Origin of the sequence: Pseudomonas sp. LTJR-52 (assembly GCF_003691465.1) — a bacterium.
In the GTDB taxonomy this organism is placed as follows: domain Bacteria; phylum Pseudomonadota; class Gammaproteobacteria; order Pseudomonadales; family Pseudomonadaceae; genus Chryseomonas; species Chryseomonas luteola.
In genome coordinates this window covers 4,402,569-4,426,941 of sequence record NZ_CP033105.1, presented here as the reverse complement: position 1 = coordinate 4,426,941, position 24,373 = coordinate 4,402,569, and the positions used below count along the sequence as shown (strand labels likewise).

Annotated in this window: 21 protein-coding genes; 11 read left to right on the top strand and 10 right to left on the bottom strand. The window is 55.0% G+C overall.

All coding sequences use genetic code 11. From position 1 onward, the window contains the following. Positions 1-99: 99 nt before the first annotated feature. Positions 100-1,266 carry an oligogalacturonate lyase family protein gene (locus EAW52_RS20650; protein ID WP_122043877.1) on the top strand — a complete coding sequence of 389 codons (1,167 nt, stop codon included), beginning with the start codon at positions 100-102 and terminating at the stop codon, positions 1,264-1,266. Between the two features lie 41 nt (positions 1,267-1,307). On the opposite strand, the gene EAW52_RS20645 is transcribed toward EAW52_RS20650, so the two are convergent. Continuing rightward, on the bottom strand, positions 1,308-2,042 hold the full coding sequence (locus EAW52_RS20645; RefSeq protein ID WP_019364554.1) for a FadR/GntR family transcriptional regulator: 735 nt from the start codon (positions 2,040-2,042) through the stop codon (positions 1,308-1,310). A gap of 332 nt (positions 2,043-2,374) precedes the next feature. On the opposite strand from EAW52_RS20645, the gene EAW52_RS20640 reads away from it, so the two are divergent. Next, on the top strand, positions 2,375-3,346 hold the full coding sequence (locus EAW52_RS20640; RefSeq protein ID WP_122043876.1) for a dienelactone hydrolase family protein: 972 nt from the start codon (positions 2,375-2,377) through the stop codon (positions 3,344-3,346). A gap of 40 nt (positions 3,347-3,386) precedes the next feature. Here the strand turns inward: EAW52_RS20640 and EAW52_RS20635 are convergent, their stop codons facing one another. From EAW52_RS20635 to EAW52_RS20605, 7 genes are all read right to left on the bottom strand, one after another. Then, positions 3,387-3,950, bottom strand: a complete 564-nt coding sequence (locus tag EAW52_RS20635; RefSeq protein WP_019364552.1) for a DedA family protein — start codon at positions 3,948-3,950, stop codon at positions 3,387-3,389. Positions 3,951-4,288: 338 nt separating this feature from the next. Further along, the gene (locus EAW52_RS20630; protein WP_122043875.1) at positions 4,289-4,924 is read right to left on the bottom strand and encodes a DUF6348 family protein; all 636 of its coding nucleotides are present in this window, start codon (positions 4,922-4,924) and stop codon (positions 4,289-4,291) included. Between the two features lie 257 nt (positions 4,925-5,181). After that, positions 5,182-6,906 carry a ubiquinone-dependent pyruvate dehydrogenase gene (gene poxB / locus EAW52_RS20625; RefSeq protein WP_122043874.1) on the bottom strand — a complete coding sequence of 575 codons (1,725 nt, stop codon included), beginning with the start codon at positions 6,904-6,906 and terminating at the stop codon, positions 5,182-5,184. Between the two features lie 214 nt (positions 6,907-7,120). Next, on the bottom strand, positions 7,121-7,366 hold the full coding sequence (locus EAW52_RS20620; RefSeq protein ID WP_122043873.1) for a hypothetical protein: 246 nt from the start codon (positions 7,364-7,366) through the stop codon (positions 7,121-7,123). A gap of 116 nt (positions 7,367-7,482) precedes the next feature. Beyond that, a complete protein-coding gene (locus EAW52_RS20615) occupies positions 7,483-8,397 on the bottom strand; it encodes a DUF2242 domain-containing protein (RefSeq protein ID WP_122043872.1) in 915 nt (304 codons plus the stop codon). Between the two features lie 152 nt (positions 8,398-8,549). Then, on the bottom strand, positions 8,550-10,511 hold the full coding sequence (locus EAW52_RS20610) for a DNA topoisomerase III (protein ID WP_122043871.1): 1,962 nt from the start codon (positions 10,509-10,511) through the stop codon (positions 8,550-8,552). A 173-nt stretch (positions 10,512-10,684) separates the two neighbouring features. Next, entirely contained in the window at positions 10,685-10,942 is a 258-nt protein-coding gene (locus EAW52_RS20605; protein WP_010798938.1) for a hypothetical protein, read from the bottom strand. A gap of 333 nt (positions 10,943-11,275) precedes the next feature. Here EAW52_RS20605 and EAW52_RS20600 point away from each other — a divergent pair, with 333 nt between their 5' ends. The 9 genes from EAW52_RS20600 (at position 11,276) to EAW52_RS20560 (ending at position 21,766) form a co-directional block, all read left to right on the top strand. Further along, the gene (locus EAW52_RS20600) at positions 11,276-12,292 is read left to right on the top strand and encodes a zinc-binding alcohol dehydrogenase family protein (protein ID WP_122043870.1); all 1,017 of its coding nucleotides are present in this window, start codon (positions 11,276-11,278) and stop codon (positions 12,290-12,292) included. A gap of 192 nt (positions 12,293-12,484) precedes the next feature. Then, positions 12,485-13,312, top strand: coding sequence for a M48 family metallopeptidase (locus EAW52_RS20595; RefSeq protein ID WP_122043869.1), 828 nt, complete (start codon positions 12,485-12,487; stop codon positions 13,310-13,312). A gap of 215 nt (positions 13,313-13,527) precedes the next feature. After that, positions 13,528-14,238 (top strand): response regulator transcription factor, encoded by a 711-nt coding sequence (locus EAW52_RS20590; protein ID WP_122043868.1) that lies wholly within the window; start codon positions 13,528-13,530, stop codon positions 14,236-14,238. After that, positions 14,235-15,587 (top strand): sensor histidine kinase, encoded by a 1,353-nt coding sequence (locus EAW52_RS20585; RefSeq protein ID WP_122043867.1) that lies wholly within the window; start codon positions 14,235-14,237, stop codon positions 15,585-15,587. The genes EAW52_RS20590 and EAW52_RS20585 overlap by 4 nt, the downstream gene beginning before the upstream one ends. 95 nt (positions 15,588-15,682) lie before the next feature. Beyond that, the gene (locus EAW52_RS20580; protein ID WP_122043866.1) at positions 15,683-17,899 is read left to right on the top strand and encodes a TonB-dependent siderophore receptor; all 2,217 of its coding nucleotides are present in this window, start codon (positions 15,683-15,685) and stop codon (positions 17,897-17,899) included. A gap of 66 nt (positions 17,900-17,965) precedes the next feature. Then, positions 17,966-18,886 (top strand): ABC transporter substrate-binding protein, encoded by a 921-nt coding sequence (locus tag EAW52_RS20575; RefSeq protein ID WP_019364542.1) that lies wholly within the window; start codon positions 17,966-17,968, stop codon positions 18,884-18,886. Further along, positions 18,883-19,887: an iron ABC transporter permease gene (locus EAW52_RS20570; protein ID WP_122043865.1), complete on the top strand. Its 1,005-nt coding sequence runs from the start codon at positions 18,883-18,885 to the stop codon at positions 19,885-19,887. Before EAW52_RS20575 ends, EAW52_RS20570 begins: the two co-directional genes overlap by 4 nt. Further along, positions 19,884-20,945, top strand: a complete 1,062-nt coding sequence (locus EAW52_RS20565; protein ID WP_122043864.1) for an iron chelate uptake ABC transporter family permease subunit — start codon at positions 19,884-19,886, stop codon at positions 20,943-20,945. The genes EAW52_RS20570 and EAW52_RS20565 overlap by 4 nt, the downstream gene beginning before the upstream one ends. Continuing rightward, on the top strand, positions 20,942-21,766 hold the full coding sequence (locus EAW52_RS20560) for an ABC transporter ATP-binding protein (protein ID WP_122043863.1): 825 nt from the start codon (positions 20,942-20,944) through the stop codon (positions 21,764-21,766). The genes EAW52_RS20565 and EAW52_RS20560 overlap by 4 nt, the downstream gene beginning before the upstream one ends. An 8-nt stretch (positions 21,767-21,774) precedes the next feature. Here EAW52_RS20560 and EAW52_RS20555 read toward each other — a convergent pair whose 3' ends face one another. After that, the gene (locus EAW52_RS20555) at positions 21,775-22,794 is read right to left on the bottom strand and encodes a transporter (protein ID WP_010798948.1); all 1,020 of its coding nucleotides are present in this window, start codon (positions 22,792-22,794) and stop codon (positions 21,775-21,777) included. A 135-nt stretch (positions 22,795-22,929) separates the two neighbouring features. Beyond that, positions 22,930-24,303, bottom strand: a complete 1,374-nt coding sequence (gene ppnN, locus EAW52_RS20550) for a nucleotide 5'-monophosphate nucleosidase PpnN (protein WP_122043862.1) — start codon at positions 24,301-24,303, stop codon at positions 22,930-22,932. Positions 24,304-24,373 lie beyond the last annotated feature (70 nt).

The window sequence follows — 24,373 nt, the reverse complement described above, 5'->3', positions numbered from 1 at the left end:
TTAAGACTTCGTTATCGATAGCGAAGAGGGCGAATCCATATTGTTGAGCAACTCATAAACAGTCCAGTAGAACATCATTGAAAACAACAGAGGTGTGTTATGGCAAAGGGTTCCCATATTGAACTGGATTACCATACGTATAGTGATGAAGGTACTGGTGCTGAAGTAACACGCCTTACACCCACCGATACCGTGTGTCACCGAAACTATTTTTATCAGAAATGTTTTACCAATGATGGTACCAAGCTGTTATTTGCAGCCGAGTTTGATAATAACCGTAATTATTATCTACTTGATATTCAGAAAAAACAGGCGGTACAGCTAACGGAAGGCGCTGGTGATAATACTTTTGGCGGCTTTTTATCTCAGGATGACCGTTATCTCTATTATGTGAAAAACGAGCGTCAGTTACGTCGTGTGGAGTTGGCAACGCTGGAGGAAACAACAGTCTATCAGGTAGCCGATGATTGGGTTGGGTATGGTACATGGGTAGCGAACAGTGCCTGCACTAGCCTGGTTGGAATCGAGATCGCCCGCTCGGACTGGACGCCGCTGACCGACTGGGAAGTGTTCCGGACATTCTTTACCAGTAACCCCCATTGCCGACTGATTCGCGTCGATTTGGGCACAGGAGAGGCTCGTGTCGTTCACGAAAACACGATCTGGCTCGGGCATCCCATTTATCGCCCCTATCACGATCATACTGTTGCGTTCTGCCATGAAGGTCCTCATGACATGGTGGATGCCCGGATGTGGCTGGTCGATGAGGACGGCTCCAATGTACGCAAGGTGCGGGAGCAGAAGCCGGGGGAGAGTTGTACCCACGAGTTCTGGGTGCCGGATGGCTCCGCCATGATCTATGTCATCTATCCAAAGGGCCAGCAGGCGCGGCAGATCTGGCGATTTGATCCCGACACCGAAACCAATGAGATGCTAATGGAGATGCCGGCCTGCTCGCACCTGATGAGCAATGAAGACGGCACGATGCTGGTAGGTGACGGTTCCGGTACGCCTGTCGATGTAAAGGACACTCAGGGGTATACAATCGAGAACGACCCCTGGCTTTATGTCTTCGACGTGAAACGCCAGCAAACTGCGCGCCTGGCTGCGCACAATAGCTCCTGGCGGGTACTGGATGGCGACAGACAGGTGACCCATCCACATCCATCGTTCACGCCGGATAATCGCAAGGTGTTATTCAGCTCTGATTTCGAAGGCAAGCCCGCCGTGTATCTGGCAACGCTGCCCGACACGTTGTTTACCTGATTGACATGTCATGCCCAGCCAGTGGCTGGGCATGAGGGGCCTTACTCGTAAAGCGTATGGCGAGCCTCGTGAGCCTGATAGAGGCGTACACGACTGTTGCTTAAATGCAGGTACATGGCCGCCCGCGCCGAATCAGGGCTCTGCAGCGCAATGGCGCTGTAGATCTTTTCATGTTCGCGATACACCAGATCAAGATACGCGACGCGATCCTTCTGAGCGGCATAGGCCGAATTCATCTTAGTACGTGGAATGAGCTTCGTACCCAGATGCTTCATGATGTCGAACATATAGGCGTTGCCGGATGCCTTGGCAATGCGCAGATGAAACTGTGAGTCCGCATGGATGGCAATGCCTGTTTTCGGGCCACTGTCTTTCATGGAAAGCAGGGCCAGCTCGATCTCCTTGAGCTCCTGCGGGCTGCGATTCTGTGCTGCCAGCCCAGCCGCCTCGACTTCCAGGCTCATGCGTAGCTCCAGCAGACTCAACACATCCTGCAGCGTGGAAATGGTTTCCGGTCCCAATTGCAGAGTAGGCGGGGGCGGCATATCAACAATAAAGGTGCCGACACTGCGGCGTGTTTCGACCAGACCCGCCGCTTGCAGACGCAGCAGCGCCTCTCGCACCACGCTGCGACTGAATCCTTCGGAACTGGAGATTTCCAGTTCCGAAGGCAATTTTTCTCCCCGCTTGAAAACCCCATCGCGAATGTACTGCGACAAACGGGCAACCAGTTCTTCAGCTAGACGTTTTGGCTTTTGGGAAGGCCTGTCGATCATAAAGGGCTCATTTGTTTTTCTGGGCTCGATGACTTCCGCAGCAAGCATACACATTTCGGCTGATCCGCTCAGAAGAAAAGCATGGCAAACCGAACACCTTTGTGTGCCGTTGTGCAAGGAAGATGGCTTTCGATGACATTGAGCTTTGATGCCTGAAACATGCCTGAAGGCACTTTGGTATCAGAGCGATCTGCGTCACATGAAAGTTGACGGTCTCGGTTACTGACTGATCAGTCAGGCTGCTCGGACCGTAAGGCAGAGCAGGGTATAAACCTACCGGGTTGTTTTGTTATGGTCAGGTACAAGCCATAGCCATAAGCGAGACAACAAGAATGAAACGTTCCGCCCTTGCCACCCTGGCGGTACTTGGAAGTCTGGTGGCAGTTGCCCAGGCCCAGGAGCACTCGGATATTCCCGCGCGCCAGGAGTTTTATGCCTATGCCTCCCAGACCCTGAGTGATACCCAGTTCCTTACCGGGCAGTCAGGCAGGCCTGTCACCTTAACTGCCGGATTGAGCCTGCCAGCTGGGGAGGGGCCGTTTCCGGCGGTCATTCTCCAACATGGCTCCGGTGGTATTGGCGATAACATTGCCTATTGGCAGCGCACCCTTAACCAGCAGGGAATCGCCACGTTTGTGCTCGATGGATTCACCGGCCGCGAGCTGATCAGTACCGGTAAGGACCAAGCTCAGCTGGGACGGCTCAATTTCATTCTGGATGAATACCGAGCCTTGGCGCTGTTGGCCAGTCAGCCTCGTATCGATGCCTCCCGTATCGTATTGATGGGCTTCTCTAGAGGCGGCCAGGCGTCGCTTTATGCCAGCCTTGCTCGCTTCCAGAAGGAATGGATGGCGGGAGACGCCCGCTTCGCGGCCTATATTGCCTTCTATCCTGACTGCTCCATTTCCTTCAAGGATGAAGACAAGGTGGTAAACAAACCCATTCGGGTCTTTCATGGCGAGGCAGATGACTACGATCCCTTGTCCCGGTGCACTCCTTACCTGGATCGCCTGGCCAAGGCAGGCGCCGATGTAAAGGTGTTTCGCTATCCTGAGGCCCACCATGGTTTCGACAGTCCTGCCTCTCAGCCTGTACGTGTAGCACAAGGCAGTCAGACGGTACGGGCATGCCAGATTGTCGAGGGTGAGCAGGGCGCGCTGATCAATCAGGAAACGGGGGAGCCGTTCCGCTATACCGACGCATGCGTCGCGCATGATCCCCATGTAGGGCCCAATGCCGATGCCACACGGCAAGCCACAGAGGATGTATTGGCGTTTCTGAAAAACGTATTGGATAAACCGTAAAACGAATTACCCAGCCTCTTGCCAAGGCTGGGTGACAGGATCAGGCGTGGCGACGCCGACGGAAGAACCAGATTGCGGCAACGATAGCCAGTAAGGTGGCGGCTATTCCTGCCAGCCATAGTCCGGCATGTGGCTGGGTTGCAAAAAGCCGTTGCACGAACTCTCCCACACCGTAGCCAATACTGACCATGATGGTTGCCCAGAGAAAGGCGCCAACGATATTCAGTGGTACGAAGCGTCTGGCAGGGATGCCGCTGGTGCCGATGATGATTGGACCAATGGTTCTGAAGCCATACGCAAACCGCGTCCCGATTACCCATAGCGATGGATAGCGCTGAATCAGTTGGCGTGCTCGCTCGATTCGGTGCTGATGACGGTGAAACTTCTTCAGGACGGGATCGCCATATCGCCTTCCGATGAAGAAGAGGAACTGATCACTGATCATTGCGCCAATGGCCGTCATCAGGATGGTCAGGAAAAAATTCAGATAACCATGGCGGGCAGCCACACCTGCCAATATGGCCAAGCCGTCGCCTTCGATAAGCGGCCCGACCATGACGGCCAGGTAGCCGTAGTGGGTTATCCATTCGTTCGGTTCAAGCATGTTGCGGTCCTGATAATCCAGGTATTGTCTCAAAAACAATACCGTCCAGGCGTTGGTCGCGCGTACCAGGCCTCGTTGAGATAGCGATCCAGGAATTTTGGCATAACTGCCTTTCGAAAGGGCAAATGAACCCTCTGCGTATCGCTATACGAACGGATTTCGCAAACGGATCGCCATTTTGCCAAGCTAGCTAGAGAGTTACTGGCACCTGATCAAGGGAAGCGCCGTTGATGATCACTTAGTAAGATCCTTGATGGCTTACAGGTATGATTCACCGATACTGCCGATAGCGCCAGAGCGGGTCATTGGGTAAACCGCTCTGGCGCTAGGCTGTTGAGTTAGACTGCCCGCAGCACCACGAAATTGCGTACGCTGAAGTAGCCATCATCACGGGTCCACGGAAGCGCCTGCAGGTTCGAAGCACCTTCTTCCCAATGAATATTGTCACTGAGTGCCTCAAAGCGGTGCTCCTGGTTGTAGTTGCAGAAGAACGTACGAAACCAGTGGGTGTTGCCTTTCAACGGCATGTTTTGAATGGTGGTATGAATCGACGGCACCAGATTCACCGGCAGCTCGCTGGTGCTTCCTTTGGCGGCGCGGATTCCGAGGTTGCCTACATAGGCCCGGTAGCGGCGCTCATTGATCAGCCAGTTTTCAACCGAAACGTGTTCGGCTGCATCGACTTCCCAGAACGCTGCCAACAAGACATGCAATGAGTTGGCGATAAAGTTTTCGAAGGCATTTGCCAGTCCCTCATCACCTTCGCCGATACCTGCAAAGATCTCTTCGACCAGCACGCCCTCTTCGACCATCGCATGAATATCCAGGCGCCCGCTGCCTTCGCCGGGATACCAGCGGGCACGTATGGCCGGGAGCTGATTGTTGGGCGCTACCCAGCCATCATATACAGCACCGCTCAGGCCGTGTTTTTCCAGAATCAGTTTGAGTGCGTCGGTTGGGTTCAAGGTCGTCATAGGAGTAGCCGTCAGTAAATAAGGAAGAGCATGCCGAGTTTGCCGGGGCTCAGAACTGACGAGAGTCAATAGGCCGGGCCGCAGAGTAAAACCTGCCGGCGATCACGCGTGGCTCATAAAGGCGCGGATCATAGGGAGCGCAGCGGCAATGAGCAATCCAAATGCCTTTACATTATTGGATCTGAGTTCTCGCTCATCTTTTGAAACATTCAAGTTCACCACACGGTGTGTGTGGTGAACTTTTTTGCACAGCGGCGCTAGCGCAACAGATTGGTACGTGCCAGCTCCAGGACTTCATCGCCACGGCCATTCATAACCGCTCGCAACAGATAAAGGCTAAAGCCTTTGGCCTGCTCGAGCTTGATGGCGGGCGGCATGGCAAGCTCCTGCGTAGCCGTCACGACATCGACCAGTACCGGGCCGTCATGGGCCAGGGCCTCCCGTAAAGCAGGTTCCAGCTGTTCGTCGCTGTCGACACGAATTCCCTTGACGCCCATCGCATTGGCCATCGCAGCAAAATCCGGGTTCTGCAACTGGGTACCAGTATCCAGATAACCGCTGGCTTTCATTTCCATGGCGACAAAGCCCAATGTGGCATTGTCATAAACCACCACTTTGACCGGTAGACCCAGTTGGGCCAGCGAGATGAAATCACCCATGAGCATGGCGAAACCACCGTCACCGGACATCGAGATAACTTGGCGCGTGGGATAAGCTGCCTGAGCCCCTATCGCCTGAGGCATGGCATTGGCCATGGAGCCATGATTGAACGAGCCGATCAGGCGGCGTTTGCCGTTCATTTTCAGATATCGGGCAGCCCATACCGTTGGGGTTCCGACGTCTGCCGTGAAAATGGCATCCTCATCCGCCAGCTCACTCAGGACCCGGGTCAGATACTGCGGATGAATAGGTCGACCGGGTTGGGAGGGTTTGGCCAGATCATCCAGTCCCTCACGGGCCTTGGCGTAGTGCTTGAGCGAATCCTCGAGGAAGTGCCGATCGGTACGACGCTCCAGTCGTGGCAAAAGCTCACGAATGGTTTCGCCTACATCGGCGGTGATTCCCAAGTCCAGGGCGGTTCGGCGGCCTAATGCCTGAGGGTTGATGTCGACCTGTACAATCCTGGCATTGGTTGGGTAGAACTGACGATAGGGAAAATCAGTGCCGAGCAAAATCAGCGTGTCACAATTGAGCATCGCATGATAGCCGGAACTGAAGCCGATCAGGCCCGTCATACCAACGTCGAACGGGTTATCCCATTCGACATGCTCTTTACCCCGTAACGCATGAACGACAGGTGCACCGAGCATATCGGCCAGCGCAACGACTTCGTCGTGGTAGTCCGCACAGCCGCTACCGCACATCAATGTCACGGCTTTGCTATCCGCGAGCAGGGTGGCGAGTCTGTTGATATCCTGCTCCGAAGGCATCAGGCGAGGCGGATTGAGAACCGGCCAGGCGGTCTTCCCGGCGTCCACTTCCAGCAGCGCCACATCGCCAGGAATCACGATGACCGCAACGCCGCGCTGGAGGATGGCGGCCCGCATGGCACGATGCAGGACTTCGGGCATTTGTGCCGGGTTACTGACGAGCTCAACGAAATGACTGCATTCCTTGAAAAGCTCCTGAGGATGGGTTTCCTGAAAGTAGGAAAGACCAATTTCCGATGAGGGAATGTGCGCAGCGATTGCCAGGACCGGTACGTGGTTTCGGTGGCAATCATAAAGTCCGTTGATCAGGTGCAGGTTGCCTGGCCCACAACTGCCTGCACATACCGCCAGCTTGCCCGTAGCTGCTGCTTCCGCCCCGGCCGCAAAGGCTGCGGTTTCCTCGTGGCGTACATGCATCCAGTCGACGGTTTCCATCTTGCGCAAGGCATCGTTCAGGCCATTCAGACTGTCTCCGGTGACGCCCCAGATACGCTGTACGCCTGCCTGCTCCAGTGTGGTAGCCAACTGCTGGGCAATGGTGATCTTAGCCATAACGATTCGTCCTTTGACAAAGTAAATGATCGATGGCTCAAGGCAGCATAGGACGTGGCTGGGTTCGGCTTAACGCCAGGGATTGCAGCCATCCAGATGATGAGATAGCGATGCTGCAAACAAGTACGCTCTAGATCAGCCTGCCATCGAAGCTCTTTCGAAGCAGGCGTTCCAGGCTAAGTTCAATCGATTTCTGGAGGAAGATAGGGCAGGACTAACCCCTGGCGGATTGAATGGCGTCCAGCAGGGCTTGGTCAGACGTCTTGTCAATCCATGCTTCAGGCAAGCTCACGCGTACTGACTGCTCACCACCACTAGGCGTACATACCACGGTAACGTTGCCTTCGGCATCTTTGGTAAGACTCTTGGCCGCTTTGGCCGTTTTCTGGCTTCCTCCCGAGAAAGCCTCTACACAGGTCCACGTGGTATTGCCTTCGTCCTGAACGGTGCGTTGTTTCATGGTGTCACTCTATCGACTGCCTGCACGGCGTTACGCTATAGACGTAGCGCGCATGGTTAGAGTTCTTGACCTCAACGCCTTGCAGGCTTTCGGCAATCCAGAGTCATACCCGACCCTCACTCTTCAAGCAGCTCCAGCAAGTCATCCGAGGGTGCCGTGGGGGTTTCAGGCTGACCTGATGGAGTGGGCGTGTCAGCCGACGCTGGCGAAGCGGCGGGCTCGGTTGTGGGAGAGGCTGGAGCGGCGGCTGGCGCAGTAAATTGCTCGAAGGCTGACGTGTCGATAGGTGTAATGGGCGGCGCTTGGGGCGGCAATGGTACGGGTACAGAAGAAAACCCCGCATCAGGATCCGGGCGTGTCTCAGGAGCAGGTGCCGCCGAGGCTGGCTTCGGTGCCAGCGCCTGTGCAGGTTGGCTGGGCTGTGCAGAAGAGGGCGTGCTGGCGAGTGGGCTCGGCGCAGGCGCTGCTTTTGTTTGATGTATTCCTTTGTTGGCCTTTTGGGCCTGAGCCGGCAAGAAGCTTTCTACCAGGGAAAAATAGCGGCTATAGAACTTGCCTGACGTAACCGTCTCGCTGGCGACCTTGACCATGGAGTCGTTTGTCGAGCCGATAGGCATCGAGACCGAGCCGAGCACACCTACTCCCAGGCTCGCCGAGTTATTGAGCTTTTTCAGCGCATAACGGTCCTGAAGCGCGTTGGCAAAGATGGTTGAACCATGATCGTTGGGGGTATTGGCCGTGCAGACAACATTAAAGCTGATTTCGAGGTGGTTCTCTCCGGTCTGCTGAAAGCTCTTACGGCCACTGACGAGCTTTGGATCATTGCTGGTAATGATATAGCCCTGACTGAGCAGCGCACGTCGAGCTGCTTCGCAGGCAGCCGTATCGTTTACCGGATAGCTACGCGAAAACGTACCCGAGTCATCGAAATTTTCGTGTTCGTACACGGCAGGCTTGTTGTTCGAGCAGCCAGCCAGGCCGGTCAGCATAGTGGCCAGTGCCAGTGTGCCGATACCAATCGATTTTGACATTGCAGATCCTGAAAACAGCTAACGCCAGACAAGAAGCGCATGGCGTACAACGGGCATGAAGAGAACGCATTAAACAGAATGCAATGCTACTACGGAAGAGTAAGGCTAAAAAGATATCAAGTGGGTGCTAGGTGACCGGATGTGTCCTCTTATCAAGCCGGACTGACAGGCTGGCGTGACCGCTTGCCATTACCTGGTGCCGTCTTGGTTGAGGCCTTGCGCGGAGCCGCCTTGCGCTTTTTCTTGAACGGCGTGGACTTACGCCCCGCTGGAATAGCCGGCCCGCTAAAGGTCAGGTTCAACCCCATGCAGCGCTCGACCTGTTTGCTCATCCAGGCGGATTGCTTGGTCACGAACTCTTCAAGGCTCATCTCTCCGGTTTGAACCATATCCAGCGCTTGCTCCCAGATAGCGGTCGTACCGGGATCGGCAATAGCCCGAGGCACAGCGTCGATCAGACTGAAGGCAGCAGGCGTGGCGAGCAGAGCCTTACCCTGCTTGGTCAGATAACCGCGGTCCAGCAGCCCTTGAATGATCCCGGCGCGTGTCGCCTCTGTCCCAATACCTGTGGTGTCCTTCAGCTTCTGCTTGAGCTTGGGGTCGTCCACCAGTTTGGCTACATTCTTCATAGCCTTGATCAGATCACCTTCGGTGAAAGGCTTGGGCGGTTGTGTCCAAAGGTCTTTGAGCTGAACATCCACCACAGCGCATAACTGGTCTTTGGAAAGCATGGGCAGCGGCTGTGGTGCTGGCGCTTCCTTTCCCTTTGGCGTAAGTGCTTCCGGCAGGGCTCGCTTCCAGCCTGGCTCGACGATGCGCTTGCCTACAGCCCTGAGCAACTGTCCTGCGCAGTCAAAATCGGCTTGAGTACGGTCGTACTCATGGTTTGGGAGAAATTGCGCCAGGTAGCGGGCGCGGATCAAGGTATAGACTGCCTTGTGCTTGCCCGTCAGTCGATCCAGGCTGCTGATAGCTGCGGTTGGAATGATGCCGTGGTGTGCGCTGACCTTTGTATCATTCCAGGCCCGCGAGCGGCGCCTCAGGTCCAGGTGCGCCTTGAGAGGCAGAAGGGAGGAGTCGGAGCGCTCAAGCGCCGCCATGATGGCTAGGGCTTCGCCATGCTGGCTCAAGGGAAGATAGCCGCAATCGCTGCGCGGATAGGTAATGACCTTATGGGTTTCGTATAGCGCCTGGGCAATATCCAGCGTTTCCTGGGCGCCCAGGCCAAGCTTTTTCGAGCACACCTCTTGCAACGTGCCCAGATCAAACGGCAATGGAGCAAGCTCACGCATGCGTTCGGTCTGTACCTTCATCACCTGAGCAGTGTCTGTCTGGCGCATCGCCTCCGCTGCACTCTGGGCGATATCCTGGCGCAGGCAGCGGCCCTGATCGTCGCAGACATCTTCAGGAGCCTTCCATTGGGCCGTAAACTGATAGCCCTCGGCAGACAACAGCACATCGATTGCCCAGAACGGTACAGGCACAAAGTTGGCAATGCTTCGATCACGGTCGACTACCAGTCGCAGGGTAGGGGTTTGTACACGTCCTACGGGCAGGACGCCCTGATACCCTGACCGTTGGCCCAGTAATGTAAACAGACGGCTCATGTTCATGCCGATCAGCCAGTCGGCACGCGAGCGACCCAACGCCGAATGATAGAGGCTGAAGGTATCGGCGCCGGGCTTGAGCGTGGCCAGCGCTTTACGAATGGAAGCATCGTCCAGTGCCGACAACCACAGACGCTGGATAGGCCCCTTGTAGCGACAATGTTCGACCAGTTCGCGGGCAATCATCTCGCCTTCGCGATCAGCGTCCGTTGCAATGATCAATTCCCGGGCTTCGCCAAGCAGCCTTTTGACCGCCTTGAACTGGCTTGCGGTCTTGGGTTTAACGAGCATTTTCCACTTTTCCGGGATGATAGGCAGATCTTGCAGATTCCACCGCTTATACCGATCGTCATAGGCATCTGGCGGGGCTGTTTCAAGCAGGTGGCCAATGCACCAGGTTACAGTGGCCTGTGGGCCTGTCCAGCAGCCTTCGCCACGGCGAGTAGCGCCCAGCACCTTGGCAATGTCTTTAGCTTGGGAAGGTTTTTCGCACAGGAAGAGCCGCATAGCTATCGTCATTCAAATCAACAATAGCGTAAGCATGCTAAAACCGCAGCGCAGAGGCAATCGAAATCTGTATATGCATACAGATAATGCACGCTGCCAGCTTTATTTGGCGAATCGATAAAATACGAAGTGGGCCGTCGATCACACTGTCATTCGGCCCAACCGGTTCTGCATTAGAACTTCAAGAGATCCACCATGTTAAGAATGGCAGTGGAGAACATCAGGGTAAAAAGGCATACCAGCGAGAGTTTAAGCTTTTTCAAGCCTGACTCCTGACGCTGGCGCTTGGCCTTTGTTAACGCCTTGATGGCTGCAGAGGGGCGAATACCGTTGTTCAGCATCCAACCCAGAATTTCATTTTCAGGCCGTCCTCTCATTACCGCTGAGGTAGCCAGTCGCGTTAGCCCTTCTGAGCACGCTTCGTCACGCATGAGTTAATCCAGTGATTTCGACCATCTGAGCGTAATGCGATATGCATGACGATTCAATGATGGCCGTATTACAAAAACGCATATTTATCGCTTACTTCGTCGGAAGTTGAGCCAGGTCAACCCGGCAAGTCAGCAGTCCCTTGGATCTACCTTGAAGGTAATCGACTCATGTGACCAGAACTTGACGACTATGTTGCAAGGCAGGGTGATATTCCTGGCTGAATGTAAACGCTATATGCACCTTGACGATCCGACCCCTGACAGTAGACTCTAAAATGAAACGTCGTTTCACAATGGCGAAACCTTAATAATCACAACAATGAAAGGATCCCTATGAAAGCTCTCATGATCGAACAGGAGTTGCAGTGCCGCTTCCATGAGGTCGAAGCCATCGAGCCAGGGCCTGGAGAGGTTCAGGTAGCGGTTCGCCATGTAGGACTCTGCGGTAGCGATCTCAATACCTATAAAGGGTTGAATCCGTTGGTGGCACTGCCTCGTATTCCTGGCCATGAGATCGGTGGAGAGATCATCAAGGCAGGACCGGGCGTACCGCTGGACTATCGTGCAGGGCGGCGCGTCATTGTGGTGCCCTACACTGCATGTGGTCACTGCACCTCGTGCCGTCAGGGACGCGTGAATGCCTGCAAGACGAACCGGACACTCGGCGTTCAGCAGAACGGCGGGTTGGCCGAGCAGATCGTACTGCCCTACGAGAAGCTCATCCTGAACGATACCTTGCCAGCACGGCATCTGGCACTGGTTGAACCCTTATCGGTAGGTTTCCATGCCGCGAGACGCGGGCGGGTTGCCCAGGGGGACAGAGTGGTGGTCATTGGCTGTGGAATGATAGGCATGGGCGCCGTGGCCGGAGCTGTGTCACGGGGTGCAACAGTCATCGCGATGGATGTCTCCGAGACCAAGATCGAAATGGCGCGTAAATACGGTGCTTCACATACTATCGTGGCCTCGTCTGGTCATGTGGACAAGCAGATCGAAGCACTGACTGACCGTGATGGGGCTGATGTCGTCATCGAATGTGTGGGCCTGCCGGCCACGTTTACCCAGGCGATCGATATCGTGTCCTTTTCTGGACGTGTGGTGTACGTGGGGTATGCCAAGGAGCCGGTTTCCTACAAGACGCAACTGTTCAACCTGAAGGAGCTGGACATCATGGGCTCCCGTAATGCAACAGCCGAAGACTTTACAGCCGTCGTTCGCTATCTGGAGACCTTGGATCACTCTCCAGATGATCTGATTTCCAAGGTGTTTCCCTTCCAGGATGCCGAGCAGGCCCTGCCGTACTGGGATGCGGAGCGCGCATCAACCTTGAAGATTTTGATCGAGCGATAACCTTTCCGATACCACGACGCCGTATCGCTTCTGCTTTACGGCCTCGCTTGCGCCTGCGTCAATTATTCATCCGGCGGTGGTATATGTTTCTAGAATTTAAATCGATTACACTAACGCACCAGCCATAGGCTGTTTTTGATTCATTTATCGTGCTGACAAGTAGGTCGGCTCAACATACGCTAGGGAAAGCATATGCGTCGTGTCTTATTCATAACGGGTCTTTCGTTTTCGCTTTTTCTTACTGGCTGCCAGGTAGTCAATACAACCAGTGGCGGAGCAGTAGGGGTCGAGCGTAAGCAATATATGTTCAGCATGCTGTCTGCCCAGCAGGTTGATCAGATGTACGCAGAGTCGTATTCCAGCTCAGTCAACAAGGCCAAATCATCCGGTGCGCTCGCCAACGAGACAGCAGAGGGCAAGCGTGTCCGTACGATTGCCAAGCGGCTGATCGATAGGGTTAGCTACTTCCGTCCCGATGCTGCTGCCTGGGATTGGCAGGTCAACCTGGTCAAAAATGATGAACTCAATGCCAACTGCGGTCCGGGCGGCAAGATCTTTGTTTATACCGGTCTGATCCAACAGCTAAAACTTACCGATGATGAGCTTGCAGCGGTAATGGGGCATGAAATTGCCCATGCGCTCCGTGAGCACAGCAGGGAAAAAATGTCTCGGGCGTATGCATTGCAACTAGGCCAAAGCCTTGGTGGCGCCTTGCTAGGCCTTAACCAATCGTCAATGCAAATTACGAATAAGGTAACGGAAGTTGGTTTATCTCTCCCGTTCAGTCGATCAAATGAAAACGAAGCAGATCTGATTGGCCTGGAGTTGGCTGCCCGGGCGGGCTATAACCCCAATGCGGCGTTGAGCCTCTGGCAGAAATTTGCACAAGCCTCAGCCAGGATGGGCAATAAGACACCTGAGCTTCTGAGCACGCATCCCTCTGATGAGAGCCGCATGGCCTCGATTCAAGCAGCCGTCCCCAAGGTGATGCCCTTGTACCAAGCCAGCCGCAAATCTTGAGTTCGATCTTTATCCAAGGCTTATATGGATAAGGATATTCACTGCGATATCCTTATCCAGGCGATTTTAGGACATTAATTAAGATCCGCCCGGGTATCTTAACGAGCAGCAATACCCTTCTTCTGCTTTCGAGTTAACATCAGTGTTAACACCTGTCTACGTGAAAAAAGCCCCGGACGGGTAACTTTGAACCCTTTGGCTGTTCCCCAAACGCTATGAATTCCTTTGTTTCCCTGCTCAATATTCTTGTCGTTGAAGACGATCCGGTGTTGGGTATGCACCTGCAGGCTCAGCTATCGGCGAGGGGATATGCGGTAGTGCTATGCAGTGATGCCTGTCGAGTCGCCACACTGTTGAAAGAGCAGGTGTTCGATCTGGTAGTACTGGATATTCTGTTACCCAATGGCAATGGGCTTCACCTACTGGAGCAGATTCGTTCGTATAGTGCCGTGCCGGTTATCCTGGTCTCGGCGCTGGGTAGCGAGTCTGATCGTATCGTCGGCTTTCAAAAGGGAGCAGATGATTATCTACCCAAGCCCTTTAGCATGGCGGAGCTGGATGTGCGAATCGGAGCGCTGCTCCGGCGCATTGCGTTTGAGCGCTCGGCCATGGAGACAGCGTCAACCGTGCAGGGAGAGCTGTACTTCGATCTTATCCGGACCGATGTGGTTTATAAGGGGCAATGGGCGGAACTGACCGCAACGGAATTTCGTATTCTTGAGCTATTGAACCGGCACGCTGGAGAGGTACTCAGCAAACCAGTGTTGTATCAGGAAGCTCTGCAACGTGCCTACTCACGCTACGATCGTAGTCTTGACATGCATGTCAGCCATATTCGCCGCAAGCTCCAGAGCATTGATTACTCGGCTTGCGAAGTTCGTACAGCCTGGGGGAAAGGCTACGTGCTGGTGTGTTCGTCTTCATGATACGACTCCCGTATCGGCATTCCCTCTTCTGGAAGCTGTCTGGTCTTACCATCGCCGCCTGTCTGGTCATCGTCTGGCTGAGCTTAAGCTGGGGACGCAGCATGGAGCACAGTCATTACGAACTGGCACAAGCCGATAAAGAGGAACTGCTGAATTATGCTGCTTCCGTTGAACAGGCATGGAGGACACAAGGCAAGGAGGGCGTTGAAACTGCATTACGACGTATCCGAGAGGGAGAACAGGTTTGGGCTGTAGCAATTGATCGTCTTTATCAGCCGTTAGGTCAGCGCGCTCTGACGCCTGGTGATGCCGATCGGTTCAGCTTTATGCGCCGTCTGGATTGGCCGTTGAGTGGCCGTGCTACCGAATTGCCTGTAATGGATATTCCATTTCCTCAACATCCTGAAGCGGGCCGTCTGGCAATGGAATTGCCCGAGCGCATGTGGTCCGGCAAGCCTTCCGTTCTGGGCCGTCTGGTGATCCATGGGCTGTTTCCCATGGCTACCATGTTTCTGTTATGTATTCTGCTCTATCGTCAGCTCATGGTGCCTTTGAGATGGCTCCAAGAGCAGGCATCCTCTGCTTGTCGCTCAGGCAGAAAGCCTAAAATCGGCGTAAGCGCTCGCAGCGATGAGCTGGGTGAGCTGGGACGCGCCTTTGATCACATGGCGGAGCGGCTGGAAGGTCATGTCGAGTACCAGCAACGACTTCTGCGAGATATGTCCCATGAGCTGCGCACTCCGCTGTCACGGCTGCGTGTGCTGTGCGAGTCCTCCGAGGATGCGAATACGTTGCGTGCCCGCCTTGAGCGTGAGTTAGCCGGTATGCAGGAGCTGGTCGAGACCACACTGGAGCTGGCCTGGCTGGATACAGATAGACCCTCGTTGCTATGCGAGCCGATCAGCATGCAGTCGCTCTGGAATATTCTCATTGAGGATGCCTGTTTCGAGACTGGTTGGTCACGAGACGCTTTTGTATATCGCTTACCAGACAATTGCTATGTACAGGCTCATTTGAATAGTCTGGCCCGTGCCCTGGAAAACCTCTTGCGCAACGCGATTCGTCACTCACCGGAAGGAGGATATGTAATTCTGGGGGGGCATTGTGAGGGCAGCGAGTGGTTGCTGTGGATACAAGACCAAGGTCCGGGGGTTGCAGAAGGTGCGCTCCACTACATCTTCGAGCCGTTTACCCGGCTCAATGGTGCCCGGCCTGGCGGTGACGGATTCGGCCTGGGTCTTTCCATCGCCCGATCGGCACTGATGATTCAGGGCGGAGCTATCTGGGCTGAAAACTGCAACCCAGGGCTTCGTGTGACCGTGCGCTTGCCTGCTGCTGGAATTGTATAGATTGTAAAAAAGCTTTCTTCTCAAATGGGAATGAATAGCATTTGCACCAACTTTGGAGCGGTCTCGTTTCGAGATTTGTAGAACAGGAGTTGGTCATGCTGCGTATTCCTCATTCATCCACGCGACTGAGCATCGTACTGTGTGGGGCTCTTGCCAGCCATTCCGGCCTTGCGCTTGCCCAGTATGGCTCCAGCGAGCCGGTTGAGATGGAAGCTACCACGGTTATGGGGACCGCCGAGGAAGAGACCAGGCAGGCCTTGGGTTCCTCAGTGATTACCGCAGAGGATATTGCCAGGCAACCACCGGCCAATGATCTGTCGGAGATTATCCGGCGCCAGCCCGGTGTCAATCTCACAGGTAACAGTGCCAGTGGCGCGCGCGGTAACAATCGGCAAATCGACTTGCGAGGTATGGGGCCTGAGAACACGCTGATTCTGATCGATGGCCTGCCCAGTACCTCCCGAAATGCCGTCCGCTATGGCTGGGACGGTGACCGTGATACTCGGGGTGAGACGAACTGGGTTCCAGCTGAAGAAGTCGAGCGTATCGAAATCCTGCGTGGCCCGGCGGCGGCCCGTTATGGCTCCGGTGCCATGGGTGGGGTCATCAACATCATTACCAAGCGTCCTACGGAGCAATGGCATGGCTCGATGACGTTTTATGCCCTGGAACCCGAAAGCGGCGACGAAGGCAACGGACGCCGTGCCAATTTCAACCTGAGCGGTCCGTTGACGGAAGCTTTGGCATTTCGAGTCTATGGCAATATCGCCAGGACTGATGCAGATGCTTTGAGCATCAATGAAGGACATCAGGCCTCGGAAGGCAGTGTCACGGCGGGTCGGGAAGGCGTACGCAACAAGGACATCAATGCGCTACTCAGTTGGCAACTTGATCCGCAGCAAGTCCTCGATTTTGAAACTTCCTACAGCCGCCAGGGCAACATTTATGCCGGCGACACGATGCTCAATAACTCTGGCGGCAACGATGCCTTTGTTCGAAGTCTGTACGGCCATGAAACCAATGTATTGCAGCGCTCCAGCTTTACGTTGAAGCATAAGGGAACGTGGGATTGGGGTAATTCCACACTGGGCCTTTCCTATGATTACACCCGCAACTGGCGTCTGAACGAGGGACTTTCAGGCCGTACAGAGGGTGGGCCAAGTGAAGGGGATGGCGCGTTTATGTCGCGCCTGCGCAATACCCGCGCCTTTGGCAATCTTGATCTGCCTATCGACAGCGCAATGCCTCAGGTCTTAACCATTGGCGCCGAGTATTTACACGAGTCGCTAAGTGACCCTGGTTCTCTGCGCGCTCAGTCTTCTGATCCTGAGCCTGGCCAGATAGCAGGTTTTGATCGCACCCAGACCAAGACGACAGCCAACAGCTACGCCTTTTATGTTGAAGATAATGTGCAGGTTACAGACCGGACGGTGCTGACCCCTGGACTACGCTTCGATGACCATCAGACCTATGGTGATAATTGGAGCCCAAGTCTTAACTTGTCCCATGAGATCACGGACCGACTGACGTTCAAGGGTGGGATTGCGCGTGCTTACAAAACACCGAATCTGTATCAGAGCAATCCAAACTATCTTCTGTACAGCCGTGGTAACGGCTGTACAGCGATTACGTCTGGAAACGGAGGCTGCTATCTGGTCGGTAACGAAAACTTAAAGCCTGAAATCAGCATCAATAAGGAGCTGGGTCTGGCTTATGATGTCGGAACATGGAGAGCCAGTGCGACCTATTTCCGTAACGATTACAAAAACAAAATCGTGGGCGGAAACGAATTTATCTATCGATTGGGCGACACCGGGCCTCGTGTACTGGAGTGGGAGAACACCGGTAAGGCGGTTGTCCAAGGGGTTGAAGGCAACCTGTTCATTCCGCTGACTGATACCGTGGATTGGAACACCAACTTTACCTATATGATCGAATCCAAGGACAAGCAGACAGGCGATCCTTTAAGCATTATTCCCAAATACACCATCAACAGTACGCTGGACTGGTACGTCACTGAAAAACTCTCTGCACAGCTTAATGTTACCCATTATGGAAAGCAGGAGGCTCCTTCATACTCTCGGCGTACCAATACGGATTATGAGGCTGCTGCCCAGAAGGACATTGATCCGTATACGTTGGTAGGCGTCAGCAGTGGTTATGAGTTTAACGAGCATTACAAAGTGCGTTTTGGTGTGAATAATCTGTTCGACAAGCGCATCTATCGAGAGGGCAACGCTTCGAGCGCCGGTGCGGTTACATACAACGAGCCGGGTCGTGCGTATTTTGCTTCCTTTACCGCCTCGTTTTAATGTTATTAAATCGGGCCGCCTGGCTAACCCGCTGCCCGTGCCGTATTTCTATTGTGGAGTTGTGTCATGAAGCGTGTTGATTCCAGTATTTTCCGTCTTAGTGTTCTTTTGTGCAGTCTCGTGCTAACTACCACAGCAGGTTCGGCTTTGGCGGCTACTGTTTCCACTGCCCACGGCGAGCTGAAAACCCCGGATACACCTAAGCGGGTCGTGGTGCTGGATGAGGCGGCTATGGATACCGCGCTGGCAGTAGGTATTAAACCAGTCGCTACGCTGGCGAGTCGTGGTGGCACCAGCGTATCAAACTATCTGCAGGATCAGGCGGGGCAGCCCGCTATCGTGGGTACGGCTCGTGAAATTAATCTGGAAGCAGTTTTCAACCAGAAGCCGGACCTTATCCTGGCGCGACAGGATTTACCGCAAGAACAATATGCCAAACTTAGCCTGATTGCTCCGACGGTAGTACCAAAAGGAGGGGAGTCGTTAGCTGACTGGCGAGCCAACGCAGAGCTTTATGCCCAGGCGCTCAACCGTAGTGATGAATTGAAAAAGCAGTTCGATCAGATAGACCAGCGTGTTGCCAAATTGAAGACGCAAGTCAAACCAGGGCAAGTGTTGTCGGTTGTTCGTTGGAATCCACAGGGACCGATGGTCATGTCGAGCCATCTCTTTGCAGGCCAGTTACTGGAGCAACTAGGCTTTGCCAGTACGCAACTGGCCTCAGAGCTCAAAGATCGTCCTCATAGCGATATCTTGAGCCTTGAGAACCTGTCCAGCGCTGATGGAGACTGGATTTTCCTGGCAACCTTGAATGAGAAGGGTGACGAGGCCTTGGAGGCTGCTCGCAAGCAGCCTGCCTTTACTCGCTTGAAGGCCGTTCAGGCGAAGCAGGTGGCCACGGTTGATGGGCAGGTGTGGAGCAGCGGGTCAGGTCCGCTGGCTGCTGAGCATGTACTGGATGACGTGGAGCGTATCGTTCTCAAATGAAGGTGTCCGCTTCGCCTCGTTTGGGTGGTCCGTTCATTGCCTGCTGTCTAACGCTGCTGGTGATTCTGCTCACCAGCTTGCTGCTTGGTGCCGGGGAGGTTTCCGTACTCCGTAGCATCAATGTCTTGCTTGGGGGTGGGGACGATGAAGCTCGCTTTGTTGTCCTCGAACTGCGTGGGGCGCGCACGTTATTGGGCCTTCTGGTGGGTATGGCCCTTGGCGTTGGTGGAGCCGTTTTGCAAACGGCAACCCGCAATCCGCTTGCGGAGCCCGGACTCCTGGGTGTCAGCGCTGGTGCATCCTTTGCCATGGTGGTTGCCATTGCGCTCGGCGCCAGCGCAGCTACTGTCAATCTGGGCATGGCCATTACTGGAGCCATGCTTGGATGCCTGCTCGTTGTGGCAGTGACTCAAGTGCGCGGATTTGACGCCGACCCTGTTCGCTTGATCCTGGCGGGAATGGCGCTCACAGGAATTCTGGGCGCCGCCAGTACCTTACTGCTCCTGTATGACCAGCGTACGGCCGATGAAATTCGGTTTTGGGTCATTGGCGCCTTGGCAGGCAGGCCCGCAGATACCCTGTCCTGGGCGCTGCCGGGCACACTGGCAGGCCTGTTGGTCGTGGCCCCTTTGGTCAGACCCCTGGCCGCCTTGAGCTTGGGAGAACGTATGGCCATTGGATTAGGGCATCACCCTCAATTGACCCGATTGATCGCACTACTAGGCGTTGCCATTTTAGTAGGGACTGCCACTGCAGTAGCTGGGCCTATTGGCTTTGTCGGATTGGTTGTGCCGTTCCTGGCGCGGAGAATGGTCGGGCCTGATGTCCGCCGTGTCCTTCCATTATCTCTTGTGCTGGGGCCCGCGGTGCTGCTATTGGCTGATATCTTGTCGCGCCTTTTGGTCAAACCTTACGAGCTTCCCATTGGTGTTGTGACTGCCTTTATCGGTGCGCCAATCCTGATGATAGTCGTCCGTCAACATCGCCTGCCTTCATTATGACTAAACCTTTTTCATCTCCGGTAACAGCTCGGTTTTGGTGGCTACAGGCAGGCCGTCAGCTGAGTGTACTGGTATCGCGGAGAGGCAGTGTCGTTGCGCTGTGCCTGACAGTGCTGTTGATCCTTATGAGCGGTATCAGCCTGGCGTATGGCGTAACCGGGCTTAATCCCTGGCTGGCGCTGAAGGCTGTCATCGGGCACGGCGATCCCATGCATTTATTTTTGATTCAAGAGCTGCGCTTTCCCCGGCTCCTGGCTGGACTTTTGACAGGGGCCGCATTCGGGTTGGGAGGATGCATGTTACAAACCCTGGCACGTAACCGACTTGCAACACCCGGGGTTATTGGTATCGACAATGGTGCAACGGCCTTTGCTGTCGCTTCCATCGTTGCTGTCTCGACAAGCCTTGCGCCGTCGGTTCTTGCCTTGAGTGGTGCAGCAACTGCGGCGGCCATGGCGTTTGCCTTGGGCGGTGGTGCTGGCGCACGTGGGTATCGCTTCATTGTTGTTGGAATCGGAGTTGGTGCATTGTTTGGCGCCTTGACCAATCTGATGCTGGCACGTTCGTCCATCGATGCGGCCAACCAGGCCTATCCCTGGACGGTTGGCAGTCTTAACGCACGCTCTCCAGCCTCGGTTCAACTATTGGCTATTGGTTTGCTGATAGGTTTACCGCTAGCCAAGATCTTGGGACGCACCCTAGAGGTTCTCAGGTTTTCCGATTCGGTCGCCATCGGGCTGGGCGTGCGTATACGCCTGGCCCGGGTACAGATTCTTATGCTAACTGTTCTGCTCACGGCATTAGCGGTCGCGGTTGCCGGTCCTGTTGGGCTTATCGCCTTGCTGGCACCCGAAGCGGCCCGCTATCTGGTCGGACAACGCGGTGTCCCTATCGTGATCTCTGCATTAGCAGGAGCCCTTCTGATGATCCTGGCAGACTGGGTGGGAAGAACCTGGTTTGCTCCTATCGAAATTCCAGTAGGTGTAGTGACTGCTGTCATCGGCGGACCTTACCTACTCTGGATTTTATTGCGTCAACCTGTCCGGAAGTCGTTATGAGTAGTACTGTTTCACCGTTGTTGATGGCGACTAATGAGCATTCGGTTATTTTGGAGACCCGTCTTCTCGAGCTTGCTCATGGTCAGACGACCATTATCAATGGGCTTAATCTTAAGATCCAGCCGGGGCGGGTCACCGCTATTGTAGGGCCCAATGGATGCGGGAAGTCTACGCTTCTGGCGGGTCTTGCTCGACTGCTCAAGCCGCGTGCGGGTGCGGTTCTACTCGATGGGAAGGCCATCGGTGAGCTGCCTTCCCGGCAGGTCGCCCGACAGCTTGCACTGCTGCCCCAGGATGCCAGCGCACCGGATGGATTGACCGTATCTGACCTCATCCGCTTTGGCCGGCAGCCTCATCAGGGCTTGCTAAGGCAATGGTCTACAGATGACGAAGCTGTTGTTGATGCGGCATTAAAAGCAGCGGATCTGATTGAACTGGCCGAGCGGCCGCTTGATTCGATGTCGGGTGGGCAGCGCCAGCGTGCCTGGATTGCCATGGCCATTGCTCAGCAGACACCGCTACTCCTGCTTGATGAGCCAACCTCTGCACTGGATCTTGGGCATCAACTGGAGGTATTTGAGCTGATTCGCATGCTGGCCAATGCGGGCAAGACGGTGGTCATGGTGGTGCATGACCTCTCTCAGGCCTGCCGCTACGCCGATCATCTGGTCGCCATGCAGTCTGGTCGTATTATTGCTGAAGGTGTCCCGGCCGACATTGTCACCCCTGAGCTTGTTGAGACCTTATATGGCGTCCGCTGTGTTCTATTGAAGGATCCGGTTAGCGGAACACCCTTGATCGCCGGGGTCAGCCAGCGCTAATGGGACGCTCAATAGTCGTTTCTTTTCCTGAAGGCCCAGCGCCCTGCCAATAAGGTAAAGCTGGCAACCAGGATGACCAATATCCAGAAGCCGTGAGGCGCATCGGCGAGGGGGATGCCGCCCACGTTCATTCCAAAGAAACCTGCCACGATATTGATCGGCAAGGCCAGCACCGTGACCAGTGTCAGGGTGAACAGGGTGCGGCTGGTTTGTTCGTTGATCTGTGCGGCGATTTCTTCCTGAATGAGTTTGATCCGCTCAATCAGCACGGCCAAGTCGCTGATAACCAGTGAAAACTCGTCGGTCGCTGCTCGCAGCTCCCTTACATCCTCCTCCATGAGAAAGCGCGGCGGGCGATTGAGCAGCCGCATCAGGGAGTTGGGCTCTAGGGCCAGCAGGCGTTGGATTCGCACCAGGGTACGACGCATGTTGCCAAGCTCGGCGCGGTTGTCGGCAAGTCGGGTAGAAAGTAGGCGGTCTTCGATACGATCAACACTCAGGTTGGTTTCTCGAACGATCTGGGTAAGTACCTCTTCTTGGTCGCGCAGCAGGTGGATCAGGAGTTCCAGCGGGGAGCGAAAACCCTCGCCCTTCTTGACCGCCGCGCGCAGGCGGTCCACCGAACGAAGCGGTTGATGCCGTACACTGATCAGCATGCGCCGGTTGGCACAGACATACAGCGTGGCTACATCATAGGAAGCCTGTCCGAAGTTCAGGACGACATCGTTGACAACCGCGAGCAGGGTTGCATCGACATGTTCAAGACGAGTAGAGCGTGACCCTTCACTCAGGATTTCAAAAAAGTAGTCGGGCAGATCCAGGTGGGTCATCATCCAGCGTTTGCAAGCGGCATGGGCCAGGTTCAGATGCAACCAGACAAACTCGTCTCGCTCCTCCAGTCGCTCAAGTGCCTCCGTTACTCGAAGTGTGTCGATCTGTTCGCCAGGCTCGCCGGGGCGGAATATGAATCCATAAAGGATTCCGGAAAGGTCAGAGTATTGCACGCCTGAAAGCAGCGATTGATCCATGCCAGCCCAAAACGGAGGAGTAATAAATCGCTGAGTAAAGCCAAAGAATATGACAAAAGGATGACGGGTGAGCGGATGTGGAACATCCTGTTGTTCGAGGATTGGGAGAGCATGGGCTGCTCTCCCAGATTCGGCTCAGGTGACGACACGGTAGCAGGGTACATAGGGCGCGCCACCGGGCAGCTTCATCCGATGCTGGTCCACAAAGGCCTGCAACAGATGATCCAGCGGTTTCATGATGGCCGGGTCACCATGAATTGTGTAGGGACCGAATTGCTCGATCAGCCGGATACCTTTGTCCTTGACGTTACCTGCCACAATGCCTGAGAACGCCCGACGCAGATTGGCGGCCAGCTCATGGGGCGGCACCTCGCGGCTCAAGGTGAGGCTCGCCATATTTTCATGGGTTGGATCGAAGGGGCGCTGGAAGCCCTCTTCAATCTTGAGCATCCAGTTGAAGTGAAAGGCATCGTTACGCTCGCGACGGAACTGTTTGACGGCCTTGAGATCTTTGGCCATTTCACGCGCCACTTCAGAGGGATCATCGATGATGATCTTGTAATGCTTTTGCGCCGCTTCGCCCAATGTGGCGCCAATGAAGGCATGTAGCTGTTCCAGGTACGGTGCAGCGCTGCTTGGGCCGGTCAGGATCACCGGAAATGGTAGGCCGGCATTTTCGGGATGCATGAGAATACCGAGCAGGTAGAGAAACTCTTCCGCCGTGCCTGCTCCACCTGGAAAGATGATAATGCCGTGGCCAACCCGTACGAAAGCCTCCAGACGCTTTTCAATATCCGGCAGGATCACCAGCTCGTTAACGATCGGGTTGGGAGCTTCGGCGGCAATGATGCCTGGCTCGGTCAGACCCAGATAGCGACCGCCCGAGATCCGCTGCTTGGCATGGGCAATCGTGGCGCCCTTCATCGGGCCTTTCATCACGCCCGGGCCGCAACCGGTACAGATATCGAGGCTGCGTAGGCCCAATTCATGACCGACCCGCTTGGTGTACTTATATTCCTCGGTGCTGATTGAATGGCCGCCCCAACAGACAACCATCTTAGGCTCCACGCCGGGTCGCAGGGTGCGGGCATTACGTAGCAGGTGAAATACGTAATCGGTAATGCCTTGCGAGGTATTCAGGTCGATCCGAACGCTTTCCAGCTCGCTTTCGGTGTAGACGATATCCCGTAGTGCACTGAACAGCATCTCACGAGTGCTGGCAATCATTTCGCCGTCGACGAAGGCATCTGCCGGTGCGTTGATCAGCTCCAGCCGTACGCCTCGATCCTGCTGATGGATGCGAACCTCGAAATCCTGATAGGCCTCAAGAATAGTCTTGGCATTATCACTGTGGGCGCCCGTGTTAAGGATCGCCAGGGCGCATTGGCGGAACAGGGTGTAGACGCTTCCTGAACCGGCAGCACTCAGTTGTTGTACTTCGCGTTGCGAAAGTGTTTCCAGGCTCCCCTTGGGGCTGACGGAGGCATTGATAACGTGTCTTGGAGCCATGCTTGATTCCTTATGACGAATACCACCACGCTAACGCGTGTGACATCAGGGCGATGATCGCCGAGGCGAT